11 protein-coding genes are annotated in these 17771 nt (G+C 67.1%); 5 read left to right on the top strand and 6 right to left on the bottom strand.

The annotated features are described in order from the left end of the window. Nucleotides 1–21 precede the first annotated feature (21 nt). On the top strand, nt 22–1530 hold the full coding sequence (locus ABFG95_RS02905; RefSeq protein ID WP_348995435.1) for a PLP-dependent aminotransferase family protein: 1509 nt from the start codon (nt 22–24) through the stop codon (nt 1528–1530). 52 nt (nt 1531–1582) lie between these two features. Here ABFG95_RS02905 and ABFG95_RS02900 read toward each other — a convergent pair whose 3' ends face one another. The 4 genes from ABFG95_RS02900 to prfB form a co-directional block, all read right to left on the bottom strand. Next, on the bottom strand, nt 1583–1906 hold the full coding sequence (locus ABFG95_RS02900) for a hypothetical protein (protein ID WP_049073202.1): 324 nt from the start codon (nt 1904–1906) through the stop codon (nt 1583–1585). Between the two features lie 15 nt (nt 1907–1921). After that, a complete protein-coding gene (lysS, locus tag ABFG95_RS02895; protein WP_054445149.1) occupies nt 1922–3445 on the bottom strand; it encodes a lysine--tRNA ligase in 1524 nt (507 codons plus the stop codon). Nucleotides 3446–3455: 10 nt separating this feature from the next. Next, complete coding sequence (locus tag ABFG95_RS02890; protein ID WP_336726546.1) at nt 3456–4211, bottom strand: SDR family oxidoreductase; 756 nt, start codon at nt 4209–4211, stop codon at nt 3456–3458. A gap of 42 nt (nt 4212–4253) precedes the next feature. After that, nucleotides 4254–5358 (bottom strand): peptide chain release factor 2 gene (gene prfB / locus ABFG95_RS02885; protein ID WP_100503574.1). Its coding sequence is split into 2 segments (ribosomal slippage): nt 4254–5276 and nt 5278–5358, totalling 1104 coding nucleotides; the frame shifts between segments, so codons are not numbered across the junction. A gap of 298 nt (nt 5359–5656) precedes the next feature. Between prfB and ABFG95_RS02880 the strand changes: the two genes are divergently transcribed. After that, the gene (locus ABFG95_RS02880; RefSeq protein WP_278993106.1) at nt 5657–6967 is read left to right on the top strand and encodes an MFS transporter; all 1311 of its coding nucleotides are present in this window, start codon (nt 5657–5659) and stop codon (nt 6965–6967) included. Between the two features lie 262 nt (nt 6968–7229). Continuing rightward, nucleotides 7230–12905, top strand: coding sequence for an autotransporter outer membrane beta-barrel domain-containing protein (locus ABFG95_RS02875; protein WP_348995434.1), 5676 nt, complete (start codon nt 7230–7232; stop codon nt 12903–12905). An 89-nt stretch (nt 12906–12994) separates the two neighbouring features. Here the strand turns inward: ABFG95_RS02875 and recJ are convergent, their stop codons facing one another. Continuing rightward, nucleotides 12995–14695 carry a single-stranded-DNA-specific exonuclease RecJ gene (gene recJ / locus ABFG95_RS02870; protein WP_054502166.1) on the bottom strand — a complete coding sequence of 567 codons (1701 nt, stop codon included), beginning with the start codon at nt 14693–14695 and terminating at the stop codon, nt 12995–12997. After that, entirely contained in the window at nt 14677–15615 is a 939-nt protein-coding gene (locus ABFG95_RS02865) for a hypothetical protein (RefSeq protein ID WP_278993102.1), read from the bottom strand. The genes recJ and ABFG95_RS02865 overlap by 19 nt, the downstream gene beginning before the upstream one ends. A 190-nt stretch (nt 15616–15805) precedes the next feature. Here ABFG95_RS02865 and ABFG95_RS02860 point away from each other — a divergent pair, with 190 nt between their 5' ends. Next, a complete protein-coding gene (locus tag ABFG95_RS02860; RefSeq protein ID WP_231891605.1) occupies nt 15806–17038 on the top strand; it encodes a lipoprotein-releasing ABC transporter permease subunit in 1233 nt (410 codons plus the stop codon). Further along, a complete protein-coding gene (locus ABFG95_RS02855) occupies nt 17031–17720 on the top strand; it encodes an ATP-binding cassette domain-containing protein (RefSeq protein WP_049073211.1) in 690 nt (229 codons plus the stop codon). The genes ABFG95_RS02860 and ABFG95_RS02855 overlap by 8 nt, the downstream gene beginning before the upstream one ends. Nucleotides 17721–17771 lie beyond the last annotated feature (51 nt).

The raw sequence follows: 17771 nt of genomic DNA, 5'->3' as shown, positions 1-17771 counted from the left end.
CTCCGCCTGCGGGCAGGCTACATGAGCAAGACCTTCGCGCTTGAGACGCTGAAAATCCGTATGGGCGACGCCGACCTGGCGCCGCTCGACCTGCACTTGCGCATCCAGCGCGCCTTACGCGCGCTGGTGCTGGACGGCGACCTGGATCCCGGCGTGAAGCTGCCCGCCAGCCGCGCGCTGGCGCAGTTGCTGGGGGTGGCCCGCGACACGGTCGAGAACGCCTACGTGCAGTTGCAGCGCGACGGTTTCATCGCGCGGCGCAAGGGCTCGGGCAGCTATGTGTCCGAGACCATCGGCGCCGAACTGCGCGGTTCGGCGCGGCGCCGCGCCCCGCAGCGCGAACGCCGGGCGGCGGCGCAGCCGTCCGCGCCCGCGGCGGGCCTGAGCCGGCGCGGGCGCGCGATCTTCGACAGCGGCGGCGTGGCCGACCAGCAGACGATCCAGGCGTTCGCCACCGGCCTGCCCGAGACCCGCACCTTTCCGACGGACGTGTGGGAGCGCTTGCAGCGGCAGGTGATGAAGGACCATCGCGGCCATGTGCTGCTGCACGGCGATCCCCAGGGCGCCGAGCCCTTGCGCCGCGCGATCGCGACTTATCTGAATCTGGAGCGCGGCGCCCGGATCCGCGCCGAGCAGATCGTGGTGCTCAGCAGCACGCGGCAGGCGCTGTTCCTGTGCGCGCAGTTGCTGGCGGATGCCGGCAAGCCGATCCTGCTGGAGAACCCGGGCTACTTCGGCGCCCGCAAGGCGTTCGAGTTCGCCGAGGCCAGGGTGGTGCCGATCGACGTCGATGCGCACGGGATCCGCACCGACCTGCTGCGGGCCGACCGCAGCGGCGCCAGTTGCGTCTACGTGACGCCGTCGCACCAGTATCCGACCGGGGCGACGCTGTCGCTGGCGCGGCGACTCGACCTGACCCGCTGGGCCGCCGAAAACGGCAAGTGGATCATCGAGGACGATTACGACAGCGAATTCCACTACGACGGCCTGCCGACCGCATGCGTACAAGGCCTGGATCGGTACGGCCGCACGATCTACCTGGGTACCTTCAGCAAGACGCTCTATCCTGGGCTGCGGATGGGCTACATGGCGCTGCCGGACGAGCTGGTCGGCGCCTTCAGCCGCGCGCGCAGCATCGTCGACGGCCATACGCCGCAGGTCCTGCAGCTGACGCTGGCGCGCTTCATGGCCGATGGCCATTACAACGCCCACGTGCGCGCCATGCGCAAGCTGTACGCCGGGCGGCGCGAGGCCATGCTGGAGGCGGTCGGCAAACACCTGGCGGGCGTGGCGCGCGCGCTGCGTCCCGAAGGCGGACTGCAGGTGCCGTGCCTGCTGGAACCGGGATGGTCCGAGGCCGACACCATCCGCCGCGCCGCGCAGGCGGGGCTGGTGCTGCCAGGTCTGGCGCGGTTGTATGCGGATACGCCCGCGCTGCAAGGTTGGCTGCTGGGCTATGCCTCGCTCAGCGCGCACGAGATCGACCTGGCCATGCGGCGCCTGGCGGTCGCGATAAGGAAGAAGGGGTAGGGGGCCTGGCGCCGCGGAAGGCGGTCGCTCGCGGACGGCCCGAGGCGCGGAATCAGCCCTTGCGCTTGAGGAAGGCGCCGACCCCGCAGGCCACGGCGATCGCCAGCAGGGCGCCGGCGATGGTCAGGAGGAAATCGGCTTCGCCATGGTAGCCGCCGCCGGTCACGCCGCCGGCAACGCTGCCCATCCAGATCACCGCGGTGACCAGCGTGCCGGTCAGGGCCAGCGCGGTGGCCAGGCACAGCGCGATGAACAGCGGCGTGCGCCGCGCGGGCGCCGGGCCCGTGGCGTAGCCGCCGCGGCCGCGGCGGGGTTGCATCACCATGAAGAACAGCGCCGCAACCACCGCGGCCAGCATCAGGATCTTGACGATCATGATGCCGCCCGCGTCTTAGTCTTCACGGCGCAGGTGCGGGAAGAGGATGACGTCGCGGATGCTGGGGCTGTCGGTCAGCAGCATGACCAGGCGGTCGATGCCGATGCCGCAGCCGCCCGTCGGGGGCATGCCGTATTCCAGCGCGCGGATGTAGTCGGCGTCGTAGTACATCGCTTCCTCGTCGCCGGCGTCCTTGGCCTCGACCTGCGAGCGGAAACGCTCGGCCTGGTCCTCGGGATCGTTCAGCTCGGAGAAGCCGTTGGCGATCTCGCGGCCGGTCATGAACAGCTCGAAGCGCTCGGTGATGCCCTCGCGGGTGTCGGAGGCGCGCGCCAGCGGCGACACTTCAACCGGGTAGTCGATGATGTACGTGGGGTTCCACAGCTTGGCTTCAGCCGTTTCCTCGAACAGCGCCAGCTGCAGCGCGCCCAGGCCGGCGCGCGCCAGCACCGGGCCGTCGGCGTCGGCGCCCAGCTTCTTGAGCTCGGCGCGCACGAAGGCCGGGTCGTCCAGTTGCGCCTGGGTGTAGCCCGGGGCGTACTTGAGGATGGCTTCGCAGATGGTCAGGCGGTCGAACGGCTTGGACAGATCCAGCTCGCGTTCCTGGTAGGTCAGCACGGCGCTGCCGGTGGCCGAGATGGCGGCCTGGCGGATCAGTTCCTCGGTGAAGTCCATCAGCCAGCGGTAGTCCGCGAAGGCCGCGTAGAACTCCATCATCGTGAATTCCGGATTGTGGCGCGGGCTCACGCCTTCATTGCGGAAGTTGCGGTTGACCTCGAACACGCGCTCGAAGCCGCCGACGATGAGGCGCTTGAGGTAGAGCTCCGGCGCGATGCGCAGGAACATTTCCATGTCCAGCGCGTTGTGGTGCGTGACGAAGGGCTTGGCCGCCGCGCCGCCCGGGATCGGGTGCAGCATGGGCGTTTCGACTTCGAGGAAGCCGGCGTTCAGCATGAACTGGCGGATGCTGCCCACGGCCTTGCTGCGCGCCTCGAAGGTGCGGCGCGTGGCGTCGGTCATGATGAGGTCGACGTAGCGCTGGCGGTAGCGCAGCTCCTGGTCGGCCACGCCGTGGAACTTGTCCGGCAGCGGGCGCAGCGACTTGGACAGCAGGCGCGCCGTGGCGGCGTGCACCGACAGTTCGCCCTTGTTGGTCTTGAAGACCGACCCTTCGACCGCGATGATGTCGCCGATGTCCCATTGCTTGAACGCGGCGTAGCTGTCTTCGCCCAGCGTGCCGCGGTCCAGGTAGATCTGGATGCGGCCGGTGCTGTCCTGCAGCGTGGCGAAGCTGGCCTTGCCCATGACGCGCTTGAGCATCATGCGGCCGGCGACCTTGACGGTGACGGGCGCGGCGGCCAGGGCTTCCTGCGTCTGGTCGTCGTACTTGTCGTGCAGGGCCGCGGCGCGGGCGTCGGGGACGAAATCGTTGGGATACGCGACCCCGGTTTCGCGCAGTTTGGCCAGCTTGGCGCGCCGTTCGGCGATCAAGCGGTTTTCATCCTGGGCGGTTGCCGGAGCGGTCGTGTGGTCGGTCATGGTCGGGGGATCAGTCGTAATTACGGATGTCGTCGATTTCGGTGGCGCCGAAATCGTCGCGATCCAGGTAGGCGAGGATGCGGGAGGCCACGTTGGCGGGCGAGGACAGCTTGCCGGTGGCGTGGAAGTCCTGGAACTTGGCCAGCGCCGGGAAGCTCTTGGGATCGCTGGAACGGATGGCGGCCTGCATGTCGGTATCGACGATGCCGGGGGCCAGCGAGACGACGCGCGCGCCGTTCTCGCCCTGTTCCTGCTTGACCACGCGCGAGTACATGTCGAGCGCGGCCTTGGTGGCGCAGTACACGCCCCAGCCGGCGTTGGGGTTGCGGCCGGCGCCAGAGGAGATGTTGAGCACGCGGCGGTCGGCCTTGAGGTCTTCGACCGCGGCCAGGAAGCGCGCGGTCAGCAGCATCACGGCCGTCACGTTCAGGTTGAAGGCGGCGGCAATCGCCGGACCGTCGATCAGCGCGTCGGTGCCGGACACGGGGTGCACGGTGCCGGCGTTGTTGATCAGCAGGTAACGGCGGGCGTCGCGCGGCAGCGTGTCGCAGATGCGGCGCGCGGCCGCTTCCGCCGCGGCCAGGTCCGAGAGGTCCACGGACAACTGCTCCAGCTGCACGTCCTGCGAGCGGGCGTAGGCGGCCAGCTCGGGGTCTTCGCGGCGCGCCAGGGTGATCAGGCGGGTGCCCGGTTTGGCCAGGCCGCGCGCCATGGCGGCGCCGATGCCGCGCGAGGCGCCGGTGAGAATTGCGATGGTGTCGGACATGCGTGAACCCTCGGGGGACGGTGGACGGAAGTATCGCGGAACTTACACGCCTTGCTTGAGGCTGGCCTGGATGAAGGGATCCAGGTCGCCGTCCAGCACTTTCTGCGTGTTGGAGATTTCGACGTTGGTGCGCAGGTCCTTGATGCGGCTCTGGTCCAGCACGTACGAGCGGATCTGGTGGCCCCAACCCACGTCGGTCTTGGAGTCTTCCAGCTTCTGCTGCTCGGCCATGCGGTTGCGCATTTCCAGTTCGTACAGCTTGGACTTGAGCATCTGCATCGCTTCGGCGCGGTTGCGGTGCTGCGAGCGGTCGTTCTGGCACTGCACCACGATCCCGGTCGGGATGTGCGTCAGGCGCACGGCCGAGTCGGTCTTGTTGATGTGCTGGCCGCCCGCGCCCGAGGCGCGGTAGGTGTCGACGCGCAGGTCGGCCGGGTTCACTTCGACTTCGAAGGAATCGTCGACCTCGGGGTAGACGAACACGCTGGCGAACGAGGTGTGGCGGCCGCCCGACGAGTCGAAGGGGCTCTTGCGCACCAGGCGGTGCACGCCGGTTTCCGTGCGCAGGTAGCCGAAGGCGTACTCGCCCTCGAGCTTGATGGTGGCGGACTTGATGCCGGCCACTTCGCCCTCGGATTCTTCCAGCACTTCGGCCTTGAAGCCCTTGCGCTCGGCATACTTGAGGTACTGGCGCAGCAGCATCGAGGCCCAGTCCTGCGCTTCCGTGCCGCCCGCGCCCGCCTGGATGTCCAGGAAGCAGTTCAGGGGATCGGCCGGGTTCGAGAACATGCGGCGGAACTCCAGGCTTTCCAGCTTTTCCTGGAAGCCATTGGCGTCCTGCTCGATGGATTCGAGGGTGGCGTCGTCGTTGTCGGCGGCGGCCAGTTCGAACAGTTCGTTGGCGTCGGCCAGGCCCGTGCCGAGCGCGGCGAGGGTCTCGACCACGTCCTCGAGGGATTTCTTTTCACGCCCCAGGTCCTGGGCGTGCTTGGGGTCGTTCCAGACCGCCGGGTCTTCGAGCTCGGCGTTTACGACCTGCAGGCGTTCGGTTTTGGCATCGTAGTCAAAGATACCTCCGTAGAGCCTGTTCGCGCTCCGCGTAGTCGGCGAGGCGGGCTGCGAGCTGGTTCTGACGTTCGGCTTCCATGATGATTCCTGATGACTTTTGTGCGAAACCGGGCATTTTACCGTGTAAGACGCCGGCCCGTGGGGCCGGCCGGGCCACCGGGGGGACGGATGACGACAAAAACCGTGCCGGCAAGGGGCCGCCCGATTCCGCCGGTTCGTTCTAGGGGTTTGCGCGCAGAGCGCATATTTGTTCAGTTTTTTGTCAACTATGGGGTTCTAGGCTTGGTCTGCCGGCCCATATGTCCCCGTCGCGGGAACGCGGGACCGGCAAGGCGCCGGCAAACAGCCGGCCTTTCCCGTGAGAGGAGGAGACGTTGATGGAACACACTATGGCCCCCGGGGTCTCGCCGGCGATCCCGGCGGCTGAGGAGGACCGGATCTACCGCAAAGTGGGGTGGCGGCTGGTGCCGCTGTTGGTCGTCTGCTATGTCGTGGCCTACCTGGACCGCGTCAACGTGGGCTTCGCCAAGCTGCAGATGCTGCAGGAACTCCAGTTCAGCGAGACGGTGTACGGGTTGGGCGCGGGGATATTCTTCATCGGCTATTTCCTGTTCGAGATCCCCAGCAACATCATTCTCCACAAAGTCGGCGCGCGGGTGTGGATCGCGCGCATCATGATCACCTGGGGCATCATCTCGGCCTGCATGATGTTCGTGACCAGCGTGCACATGTTCTATTTCCTGCGCTTCCTGCTGGGCGCGGCCGAGGCGGGTTTCTTCCCGGGCATCATCCTCTATCTGACCTATTGGTATCCGGCCGCCCGGCGCGGGCGCATCACCACTTTCTTCATGACCGCGGTGCCCATGTCCGGGCTGATCGGCGGCCCGATCTCCGGCTGGATCATGAATACGTTCCACGGCGACCATGGCCTGTCGGGCTGGCAATGGCTGTTCCTGCTGGAAGGCATTCCTTCAGTGATCATCGGCGTGCTGGTGCTGATCTACCTGGATGACCGCATCAACAAGGCCAAGTGGCTGACCGCGAGCGAGAAGGCGGTGCTGATCCGCAACATCGCGGCCGAGGAGCAGCACAAGGAAGACCCGCCGATCCGCGCCGCGCTGGCGCGTCCGCGCGTTTGGGCCATGGCGGTGATCTACTTCTCCTTCGTGATGGGCCTGTACGGGGTGGGGTTCTGGATGCCGACGCTGATCAAGAGCACCGGCGTGCAAAGCCCGCTGGCGATCGGGCTGTTGACGGCCGTGCCGAACCTGTTCGCGGTGATCGGCATGATCCTGATCGCGCGCAACTCCGACCGCAACCGCGAGCGCCGCTGGCACGTGGCGATCCCGGCGCTGTTCGGGGCGCTGGGACTGCTGTTCTCGGCGGTCTGGAGCGGCAACACGGTGCTGGCCATCCTGGCGCTGACGGTGGCCAACATCGGCATCTGCACGGTGCTGCCGCTGTTCTGGAGCCTGCCCACCGCGCTGCTGGGCGGCACCGCCGCCGCGGCCGGGATCGCGCTGATCAACTCGGTGGGCAACCTGGCGGGCTTCGTCAGTCCCTACCTGGTGGGCTGGCTCAAGGACATGACCGGCACCACCAACACCGGCCTGTACATGCTGTCGGCGTGCCTGGTGGTCGGCGCGCTGGTGGCGCTGGCGCAGCCGGCCAGGCTGGTCAACAAGTAGCGTAGCCGCGCGCGGGGCCCCGCTTGATGGGGCCGCGAGCGAAACGGGCGCATCCGCAAGGATGCGCCCGTTTTCTTTTACGGCGCCGAGCGTCATTTGGTCTGGCTTCGAGGCGACAGCGAAACTTTCCGCCCGTTTTGTGCCGAAAATGCTGAGGCGTATTGCGTTAATGAATCATTCTCATTAACACATTTTCCTCAGGCAATTTTGCGGCCCGGCCGCGGTCATTCTGACCGCAGCGGCCGCGGAGTTCAGAACGATCATGACCCTTGCTTCCTCGCGCGCCGCTTTCCGCCCACCGACCCGGCCCACCCGCAGTCACACCGGCTCCAGGCGTTTCATTCCCCGCAAAACCACCACTGCCCTCTACGTCGCGCTGGCGCTCTCGGGACAGGCGGCGGGCGTGCATGCGGCGGAAGTGCCAGGGGAAACGCCCGCGAACCCTGCCGCCACGCAGAACATCCTGCTGACCAAGCACAACACGCCGTTCTTGGCGGCGCAGCCCCCCGGGCTGAATGGCAGCAACGGCAGTGCAAAGGGGCAGCCCTATGCGTCCGCGACCGATGGCGAAACGGCGTATGCATTCACCACGCAAGACGGTTCGCTGCGCGACAACAACGTGGTGCGGGTAAACAGCGCCCTGGTCGGTGGCGCGGCGGGGACCGCGGCCGTCAAGGTTGGCGAAAATGGCGCCCGCGGCGCGGATGCCATTCATGGCAGCAATCTTCGGATTGTCATCGGCGGTGGTTCAGTCAAGGGGGGCGCAGGCGCCCATGGCATGAATGGCCGCGGCGCTGTCGAAGGCGGAGATCCGCCGGTGAAGGGTGGCAATGGTGGCGATGGCGGTGCCGCCATCGTGGGCAGCGACCTGGACGTTGTGTTTACCGATGCCACGCCCGCAGGATCAATCAGCGCTGGAACGCCCGGTTTTGGGCGGCAGGGCATTGGCACGGCAGGGGGCGAGGCCCAGGAAAGCGGGGTCCATGGCCGCTATGGAGAGGCTCTCCACTTCACCGGCGGCAACAACCTGCTCACGCTTGAGCGGGGATCCACCATCAACGGCAGCGTGGTGCTGGATGCGCCTGTCGGCTCATCCAGCAGTTCGCTGCATATCTTGAACAATGCGGCAGAGTGGATTGATTTGAATGGAACGTACCAAACAGGTTTCGCCGACATCAAGCAAGGGCCACAGCGCAGTAAGCTGGCGGCCACCTTGTTTCCCGCCGACGATTCGGCTGCCGTGATAAATCGCATGCGCATGCCGCAACTCGCCATTGGCGAGGGCGCTACGCTGATGGTGTCGGGAAAGGGCTTGACCCGGATCGGCGACCTGGTCTTCAAGGATGGCAGCACCTTCTCCGTCATTGCCCGCAGCACGCTCAAAGGCGACGGCACGAAATCCAGCAATCCGGAAAATTTGCGGCTCATCCTCAATAACAGCAAGGCCACCATCAGTAGAACCGGCACGACGTTCAACCTGGCCGGTATCACCGATGGCAGCGCGACCGATCAGTTGCTGTTTGTCACCCAGAATCAAGTCGAATCGGAAGTCTTCGTCGAGGGCGATTTCGCCAAGACCGCCGTCGGCGGCATTGTCGTCACCGACACCTCGCCGGTCGATTATCTGACGTTCGCATCCGGCATTGCAATGGGCGGGGAGCGGACCCAAGAGGAGGTCGATAAGCAGGATACATTCGGCGGGATGCTCCCGCTCCTGCCTGTGATACCGGCCCACCCCATCGGCTACCAGGCCACCTACAAGCTCAGCTGGCTCGAAGACCCCGCCAAGGCACACGGTACCTTCACGATTGCCGAAGGCGGCGACTTTACCCTGGGCGCGGCGCTGAGCGACATCAAGGACCTTCCGGCGTCCAACAAATGGGATGGCAAGAGCCTGACCAAAGCCGGCCCGGGCGTGTTGCAGTTGACGGCGGCGAACCTTTACACCGGCGCCACCACGATCCACGGGGGCGTGTTGAAGGCCGGGATCGCGGACGCGTTTGCAAAAAGCAGCGAGCTGACGATTGGCCCAAGTGCCACGTTGGACCTTGGCGGATTCTCCCAGGCCGGGAGCGAAGACAGGGTCATCACCAACAACGGCAGCATCCTGTTCAACAGCCTGAATGCCGGCAAGGCGGGCACAAATTCGGCGAGCCTGACCGGTAACCTGCTCAATGCCGGCACGCTCGATCTCGACAACGGCGACGATACCGTTGGCAAGACGTTGCGGATCATTGGCAATTGGACTGGCAGTGCCGACAGCCTGATCAAATTGGCCGCCGCCCTCGGCAACGGCGACGCCAGTGTCACCGACAAAGTCGAAATCACGGGCGCCGCCACCGGCTCCACCAAAGTCCAGGTGCGCAATATCAACGGCGCAGGGACGACCGGCACCACAAACGGCATCACCCTGATCACCGCCGGCGAAGATAGCGCAAGCGGCGCCTTCACCTTGAGCACCGGAACCCTCACCGCCAACGGGCTGGTCTATTCGCTCCTGAACAAGGCCGATTCGGCCAACCAAAAAGTCTGGTACCTGAGCAGCGCCAAGGATGAGGATGGCGATGTGCCGCCGGCCGCCCCGCCTGTTCCCGGGTCGCAGGAAGTCCCGCCAGCAGCCCCGCAGCCGGACATTGACAATGTCACCCTTCCCACGATCGCGGCAGGCACCACGCTGCCGTTCGATTTCTCCAGGGAGCTGACCGCCGAAGAGAAGGCGAAGTACGCCGTCAATGCGGAGGGAGACATGATCTTCGCCGAGGGCGTGACCCTCGACATGACGATGCCCCGCATCACCGAGGCAGAGAAAAGCGGCGTCGGGATCGCAAGCGTCACCGGGGCCATCAAGGGCGATTTGCCCAACGTCATCCTCAACGGCGCGGCGCAACCCGATTATTTGACGGCCAACGTGTCCAGATCTCCGGACGGCAAGACCCTGCAAGCCGGCTACAAACTCAGTTGGAACGAAACGGCCGATAAGGCGCACGGCACCTTCACTGTTGGTGGCGGCAGCTTCGAGCTTGGCGCGGCGCTGGCCGACACGGGGGCGAACACCAACGGCGCCACGCCGTGGGACGGCAAGACGCTGACCAAGAACGGCCCGGGCACGCTGGTGCTGGCAGCCAGCAACCGCTACACCGGCGACACCATCATCAACCAGGGCGAACTCAAAGCGGGAGCCGAAAATGCTTTCGCCACCAGCGCCAATCTGACGATTGCCGCGGATGCCAAGCTCAACATGGGCGGCTTTGCCCAATCCGTGGGCGGCAACACTCACGGCGCCATCACCAATCGCGGCATCATCGCGTTCAACGACAGGGGCGAGGGCACGCAGGGCGCCAGCCCGATGAGCCTGACCGGCAACGTCAGCAATGCAGGCACGCTCGAACTCGACACCGGCGACGGCACCGTTGGCAAGACCTTCCAGGTCCAGGGCGATTGGGTCGGCGGCGCCGGCAGCTTGATTTCCCTGACCGCCATGCTGGCCGGCGACGACAGCATCACCGACAAAGTCGACATCACTGGCGCGGCCACCGGCACCACCCGAGTCAAGGTCCGCAATGTCGGCGGCGCGGGGGGCGAAACCACCGACGGTATCACCCTCATCACCACCGGCAGCAGCCTGGCCAATGCCTTCGTGCTGGACAGCCCGGTCACCGCGGGCGGCTTCGTCTACAAGCTCCGGCAAGGCAGGAAGGACGCAACGGGCAAGATCAACGAGGGCATTTGGGTGCTGAGCAGCTTGGCGGACACGTTCATTTCGACGATTCCGTCAACAAAGCCGCTCACCCTCACGACAGGGGAGGCGCTTGGCGCCGACAACCTGAAGGACTACATCAATGAAGATGGAAACCTGAATATCGCCGCTGGCGACCCCATCAAGCTGACCGACGCCCATCCGCCTGCCAGCAGCGAAGCGCTGGACACGCCCCAGGTGATCCTGACCCTGCCAGCCACGGGGCCGGCCGGCAACGACACCAACGGCATTTATCTCAACGGCACGCCCAGCGTCACTGTCTTCGATACGAGCGCGACCGAGATCGATTACCTGACGCCTCGTCTCCAGGTCTCGACGGGCGACGCCAAGAAGCTGGAACTCAGCTACAAGCTCCGTTGGAATGAGGACGACAAGAACAAATCGAGCGGCAATTTCACCATCGCCGAAAACGGCGAGTTCAAACTGGCGACGGCGCTGGCCGATGTGGCGGGGGTTGACGCGACCACCAACGATTTCAAGTGGGACGGCAAGACCCTGATCAAGAAGGGCGCGGGCACGCTGGAGCTGGCGGCCGCCAGCACCTACACCGGCGCCACCACCGTCGAGGCGGGCACGCTCAAGACCGCGGTCGCCAACGCAATTGCCAAGACCAGCAATGTGACCATCCGGCCGGGCGCTAGGCTCAATCTGGGGGCGACGAACCAGAACTTCGCCGGGATCGAGAACCAGGGGACCCTGGTATTCAACGACGTTCAAGCCAACGGGACGCCGGTATCCACGCCGGTCATCCTCAAACTCGGCACCGACGGCGTGCGGGGCAAGTTCCTCAACAGCGGCACGCTCAACCTCAAGAACTGCGACACGTGCGCCCTCCAGACCTTTACCATCGATGGCGATTGGGAAGGCAGGGATGGCAGCGCGGTGACGCTGGGCGCGGTGCTGGGCGACGACAGCAGTCCCGCCGACCAGCTCATCATTCAAGGCGTGGCCAGCGGCAAGACCCTGGTGACTGTCGAAAATGAAGGCGGCGCGGGTGGTCAAACCGTGGACGGCATCACCCTTATCACCGTCGCCGGGGGCGCGAGCGGCACCGATACCTTCGTGCTTGCCAACGACGTCACCGCCGGGGGGTATGTCTATTCGCTCAACAGCAAGGAAAACAGCAAGAATAAAGCCAACGGCATCTGGTATCTGACCAGCGCCAAGCAAGCGTCACCGGGCTCCGACGACATCCGCGATCACAACGTCAGCCCCTTGTTCGGCGCCTATGCCAGCAACCTGCTGGCGGCGAACACGCTGTTCAACACCAGCTTGAGCGATCGCGAAAGCGGCGAATCCGTGGACCCGGTCACCGGCGCGCGCGGCCGGGTGTGGGCCCGGGTTGCTGGGGGAACCACGCACGGCATGATGTTCGACGGTGAAAACCGCTTCAGTGCCGACCGCAACCTGCTGCAATTGGGTGGCTCGATCATCGCCGGCAGTATCAACGGCCGGGATGCATGGCGTTTCGGCATCATGGCGGGCCATGGCCAGCAACGCAGCAAGACCCGCAACGCCGCCACCGGCAACGCCCGTGGCCAGGTGGACGGCTATAGCGCCGGCGTGTATGGCACCTGGTACCAGGACGGCCAAAGCCATCGCGGCGCCTACGTCGATGGTTGGCTGCTTTACAACGACTTCAACAACAGCGCTCAAGGCAGCGGTCTCAAGGAGAAGTACAAGGCCGAGGGTGTGACCGCCTCGATCGAGGCCGGCTATGCCATCGACATGGCGTCGTTCGGCAATGGCGGCGACCGCGAACACCGCTTGAGCGTGCGGCCCCAGGCGCAGATCATGTATGGCGGCGTCAAGGCCAGGACTTTCGTGCAGCAGGACGCGGGCCCGACCGTGGTCAAGGGCGAAGGCGATGGCAACATCCAGACGCGCCTCGGGGCTCGCCTGGCCATGGTCAGCAAATCGGCCGCCGCTGGCGCCAGCCTTGCCGGCCAGGTCGAAACCGCGCTCGAATTGAACTGGTTGCACAACACCAACAAGTATGGGGTCGCGATGGGCGCCAATCGCAACTGGATTGTGGGCGCGGAAAACGTCGGCGAAGCCAGGATCGGCGTTTCGGGCAACCTGAGCGACAACCTCGCGCTGTCAGCCAACGTCACCCATCAACAGGGCGACCACGGCTACCGCGACACCCAGGGCGGCCTGAGCCTGAAGTACCGGTTCTGAGCCGGGAAGGATGCGCCCAGCCTGGGCGCATCCTCATGGCTGCGAGGGGACACAGCCATTCCGCGCGGCGGGTGCCGGGCGGGGCAACCTCACCCGGCGTGTTCGATCACCAACTGCACCGACACCATCCCGTTCCACACGTTCTGCTCCAGCCGGTAGGCCGCCTGGATGTGCTCGGGCAAGGACTGGTCGTGGCCGAACCAGATGGCATCGAAGCGCTGGTGGCCGCGTTCGAGCGACAGTTTCAGGTGCTTCTCGCCGACCAGTCGCTGGTTGCGCACCACGAATTCGTCCAGGAACAAAGGCGCGGCAAAACCCGCGCCCCAGACCTGCTGCTGCAGCAGGCCGGCGACTTCGGCGTTGGCGTACCCGGATTCGAGCGAACCGTCGGTCTCGATGACCGGCTCGAAGCTGTCGCGTCCGGTCAGTTCGCGCACGGCGGCATCGAAGGCGGGGGCGAAGGCCGGGAAATCCTGGCGGCCCAGCGTCAGGCCGGCCGCCATGGCGTGGCCGCCGAACTTGCGGATCAGGTTGGGGTGGCGCTTGGACACCAGGTCGAGCACGTCGCGCAGGTGCACGTCGGGGATCGAACGGCCCGAGCCGCGGATCTCGTCGTCGCCGGCCGGCGCGAAGGCCAGGGTGGGGCGCCAGAATTTCTCTTTCAGGCGCGAGGCCACCAGGCCGACCACGCCCTGGTGCCAGCCCGGGTCGAACACGCAGACCGTGGCGCCGGGCGCGGCGTCGGGCGCTTCCATGGCCGCCATGGCCTGTTCGCGCATCTCGGCCTCGATGGTGCGGCGCTCGCGGTTGATGTTGTCCAGCTCGCGCGCCATCTCCAGCGCCTGCGCCTCGTCGTCGGTGGTCAGGCAGGCGATGCCCAGGCTCATGTCGGCCAGACGGCCGGCGGCGTTGATGCGCGGGCCCAGCGCGAAGCCCAGGTCGAAGCCATTGGCGGCGCGCGGCTCGCGCCCGGCCACGGCGAACAGGGCGCGCAGGCCGGGCTGCAGGCGGCCGCTGCGCATGCGCTGCAGTCCCTGGGTCACCAGCAGGCGGTTGTTGGCATCGAGCTTGACCACGTCGGCCACCGTGCCCAGCGCCACCAGGTCGGACAGCGCGTCCAGGCGCGGCCCGCCATCGGGGGCGTAGACGCCGCGGCGGCGCAGCTCGGCGCGCAGCGCCAGCATCATGTAGAAGATGACGCCGACGCCGGCCAGGTTCTTGGACGGGAAGCCGCAGCCCGGCTGGTTCGGGTTGACGATGGCCAGGGCGTCCGGCAGCGTGTCGCCGGGCAGGTGGTGGTCGGTGATGACCACGCCGATGCCGGCGGCGTTGGCCGCGGCCACGCCGTCGACGCTGGCGATGCCGTTGTCCACGGTGATGATGATGTCGGGCTTGCCGGCGCGATGGCGGCAGGCCAGCTCGACCACGGCGGGCGACAGGCCGTAGCCGGTCTCGAAGCGGTTCGGCACCAGGAAGTCGACATCGGCGCCCATGGCCGACAGCGCGCGCAGGCCGACGGCGCAGGCGGTGGCGCCGTCGCAATCGTAGTCGGCCACGATCAGCAGCTTCTTGCCGGCCTGGATGGCGTCGGCCAGCACGCCGGCGGCGTGCGCCGAGTGCGTCAGGCCGGCCGGCGGCAGCAGGGCGGGCCAGGCCAGCTTGGTCTGGTCGGGATGGGTGACGCCGCGCGCGGCCCACAGGCGCGCCAGCAGCGGGTGGATGCCCGAGGCTTCCAGGGCGTGGCAGGCGGCGAGGTCGGCGCGGCGGACGGTTAAGCGGGGTGAGACCACCAGGCGCTCCAGTTTTTCTTGGGCGCGGGCAGCAAGCCGAGCAGGCCCCCGCGCGGTTTCAGGGTGAGGGTGGCGCTGCGATCGTCGCCCAGCAGCAGCAGCTCGACGGGCTGGTCCGGCAGGCCCTTGGGGCCGGCCAGCGCTTGCAGGCGCTGCTCTAGCGCGGCCAGGGCGTGGAGCCAGGCGGCCCAGTCGCCGGCGCGTTGCGGGGAATGCAGTTCAGTCATGACCTGTTCCGGGCCGGCCGGGCGCAGGGCCCACGGCGTGCCGCCGCCATACAGCCACAGGGCGTTGACGGGCGGCAGGCCGCGCGCGGCGCGCGATTCGTTGGCGGGATGCTCGTGCCAGGACATCTGGATCTCGTTGAGCAGCCGACGCCAGGGCCGCGTTTCGGCATCCTGGCGCCACCAGTCGTTCAGGCGCTGGCCCGCCACCGCCAGCGGGCTGGCGGTCTGGGGCCGCAGGCCGTCCGGCAGGCGCAGGCGCCAGCGGGCGGCCGTCAACGGTTCGACGGCGAAGCCGGTGTCTTCGAACAGCGGACGGGCGGTTTCCAGCAGGGCGGCGGTCTCGGTGTCGCGCAGGTCCATCTGGGCCGGGTCGAGCAGGGTGGCCTGGTCGGTGCCCAGGGCCAGGTGGACCAGTTCGGCCAGCCAGACGGGGCCGTCGCCGGCCCGGCCGCCGGCCAGCAGCGGGCCCAGTCCGGCGCCCGGCAGCAGGCCGGGTTCCGTGGCGTAGCCGGCCCGGCGCAGTTGCCAGGCTTCGAACGCGGTACAGCCCTGGGTACGGATGTCGTGGGCCTGGACCCGGGCGCTGCCGGCCTGCAGCCAGCGGTGCAGCGTGGGCGCGCGCTCGGGCAGCAGCTTGGCCAGTTCTGCGGCGACGGGAAGGGCGGGCAAGGCGCCCGGGATGACGATCAGCATGGCCGGGATTGTAGTCGCTGGCCGGGCTCGGACGCAGGCCGGGAACTAAGCCCGGCCCCGGCTGCCATAGCTTGTCACGGCTTGTCTTCCATTCCCGCATTCCGGGGACGGTTTTGCGGCCGGTTAATGCCATAATGCGCTCGTGCTGAAAATACCCTACGAACTCTGGATCGGCGCCCGCTATGCCGGGCTGGCCCGCATCCGCCAGCGACGCGGCCGCCGCGATCGCTTCATCTCTTTCATCGCCGCCAGTTCCATGGCAGGCATCGCGCTGGGCGTCGCCGCCCTGATCGTGGTGCTGTCGGTCATGAACGGCTTCCAGAAAGAGGTCCGTGACCGCATGCTGTCGGTGCTGCCGCACATTGAGCTCTACATCCCGGGCGCCGCGCCCGAGCGGGTGCTGGAGCAGTGGCAGCAGTTTGCCGACGCCGCCAAGCGCAACCCCGAGGTCAAGGCCGGCGCGCCGTTCGTGGCGGCGCAGGGCATGCTGGTGCGCGGCCAGGCCCTGCGCGGGGTGCAGGTGCGGGGCATCGACCCGGCCACCGAAGGCAACGTCTCGGACCTGCCGCGGCAGATGGTGGCGGGCAAGCTGACCGACCTGAAACCGGGCGGTTTCGGCGTGGTGCTGGGCAACGAGCTGGCCGACGGCATGGGCGTGAAGGTGGGCGACACCTTGCTGATGCTGGCGCCGCAGGGCTCCATCAGTCCGGCCGGCTTCGCGCCGCGCATGCGCCAGTTCACCGTGGTCGGCGTGTTCTCGTCGGGCCACTACGAATACGATTCCTCGCTGGCCTTCGTCGACAATGACGATGCCGCCAAGGTCTTCCGCGAGAGCGGCACCGCCGGCGTGCGCCTGCGCATCGCCGACATGCAGAAGGCGCCCGAGGTGGCGGCCGAGCTGCGCAACGTGCTGCCGCCGTATGTCATGGCCAGCGACTGGTCGCGCAACAACCGCACCTGGTTCGCCGCCGTGCAGACCGAAAAGCGCATGATGTTCCTGATCCTGGCGCTGATCGTCGCGGTGGCCGCGTTCAACCTGCTGTCGTCGCTGGTGATGGCGGTCAAGGACAAGCAATCGGACATCGCCATCCTGCGCACGCTGGGCGCGGGGCCGGGCGAAGTGGCGCGCATCTTCCTGGTGCAGGGCGCGCTGATCGGCGTCATCGGCACCCTGCTGGGCGTGGCCGGCGGCATCCTGATCGCCTACAACGTCGACGTGATCGTGCCGTTCATCGAACGCCTGCTGGGCGTGCATTTCCTGCCGCGCGAGATCTATTTCATCAGCGCCTTGCCGTCCGACCCGCAGGTGGGCGACATCGTGACCATCGGCGTGACGTCCCTGGTGCTGTCGCTGCTGGCGACCTTGTATCCCAGCTGGCGCGCTTCGCGCCTGCAACCCGCACAGGTGCTGCGCCATGATTGATTCCCTGTCTCCGGCGCTGCAGGCCGACAACCTCGTCAAGGTCTACGACGAAGGGCCGGCCCGCATCGAGGTGCTGAGCAATGTCAGCCTGAGCGTGGCGCGCGGCGAGATGGTCGCCATCGTCGGCGCGTCCGGTTCCGGCAAGAGCACGCTGCTGCACATCCTGGGTCTGCTGGACGTGCCCACCAGCGGTTCGGTGTCGGTCGACGGCCAGTTGGCCGTGGGGCTGTCCGAGGCCAGGAAGAGCCAGGTGCGCAATCGCAGCCTGGGCTTCGTTTATCAGTTTCACCACCTGCTGCCGGAATTCTCGGCGCTGGACAACGTCGCCATGCCGCTGATCGTGCGCCGCGAGAACCGCGACAAGGCCCGCGAAGCGGCGCGCGAGGTGCTGGGCCTGGTCGGCCTGGCGGCGCGCGAAGGCCATTATCCGGGCCAGCTGTCGGGCGGCGAACGCCAGCGCGTGGCGCTGGCGCGCGCGCTGGTGACGCGGCCGGTGTGCGTGCTGGCCGACGAACCCACCGGCAACCTGGACCGCCACACCGCGCATAACATGTTCGAACTGTTGACCCGCGTCAACCGCGAGTCGGGCACGGCATTTGCGATCGTGACCCACGATCCCGAGCTGGCGGCGCGCGCCGACCGCCAGCTGCTGATGGAAAACGGCCGGCTGGTCTCGGGCTGACGCCCGAGGCCGGTCCGTGGGCCGGGCGGCGCGATGATTGTGCAGGAAACC

It is taken from the genome of Achromobacter sp. HNDS-1 (assembly GCF_040084795.1).
Lineage (GTDB): Bacteria > Pseudomonadota > Gammaproteobacteria > Burkholderiales > Burkholderiaceae_B > Achromobacter > Achromobacter ruhlandii.
This window is presented reverse-complemented; position numbering and strand designations above follow the sequence as displayed.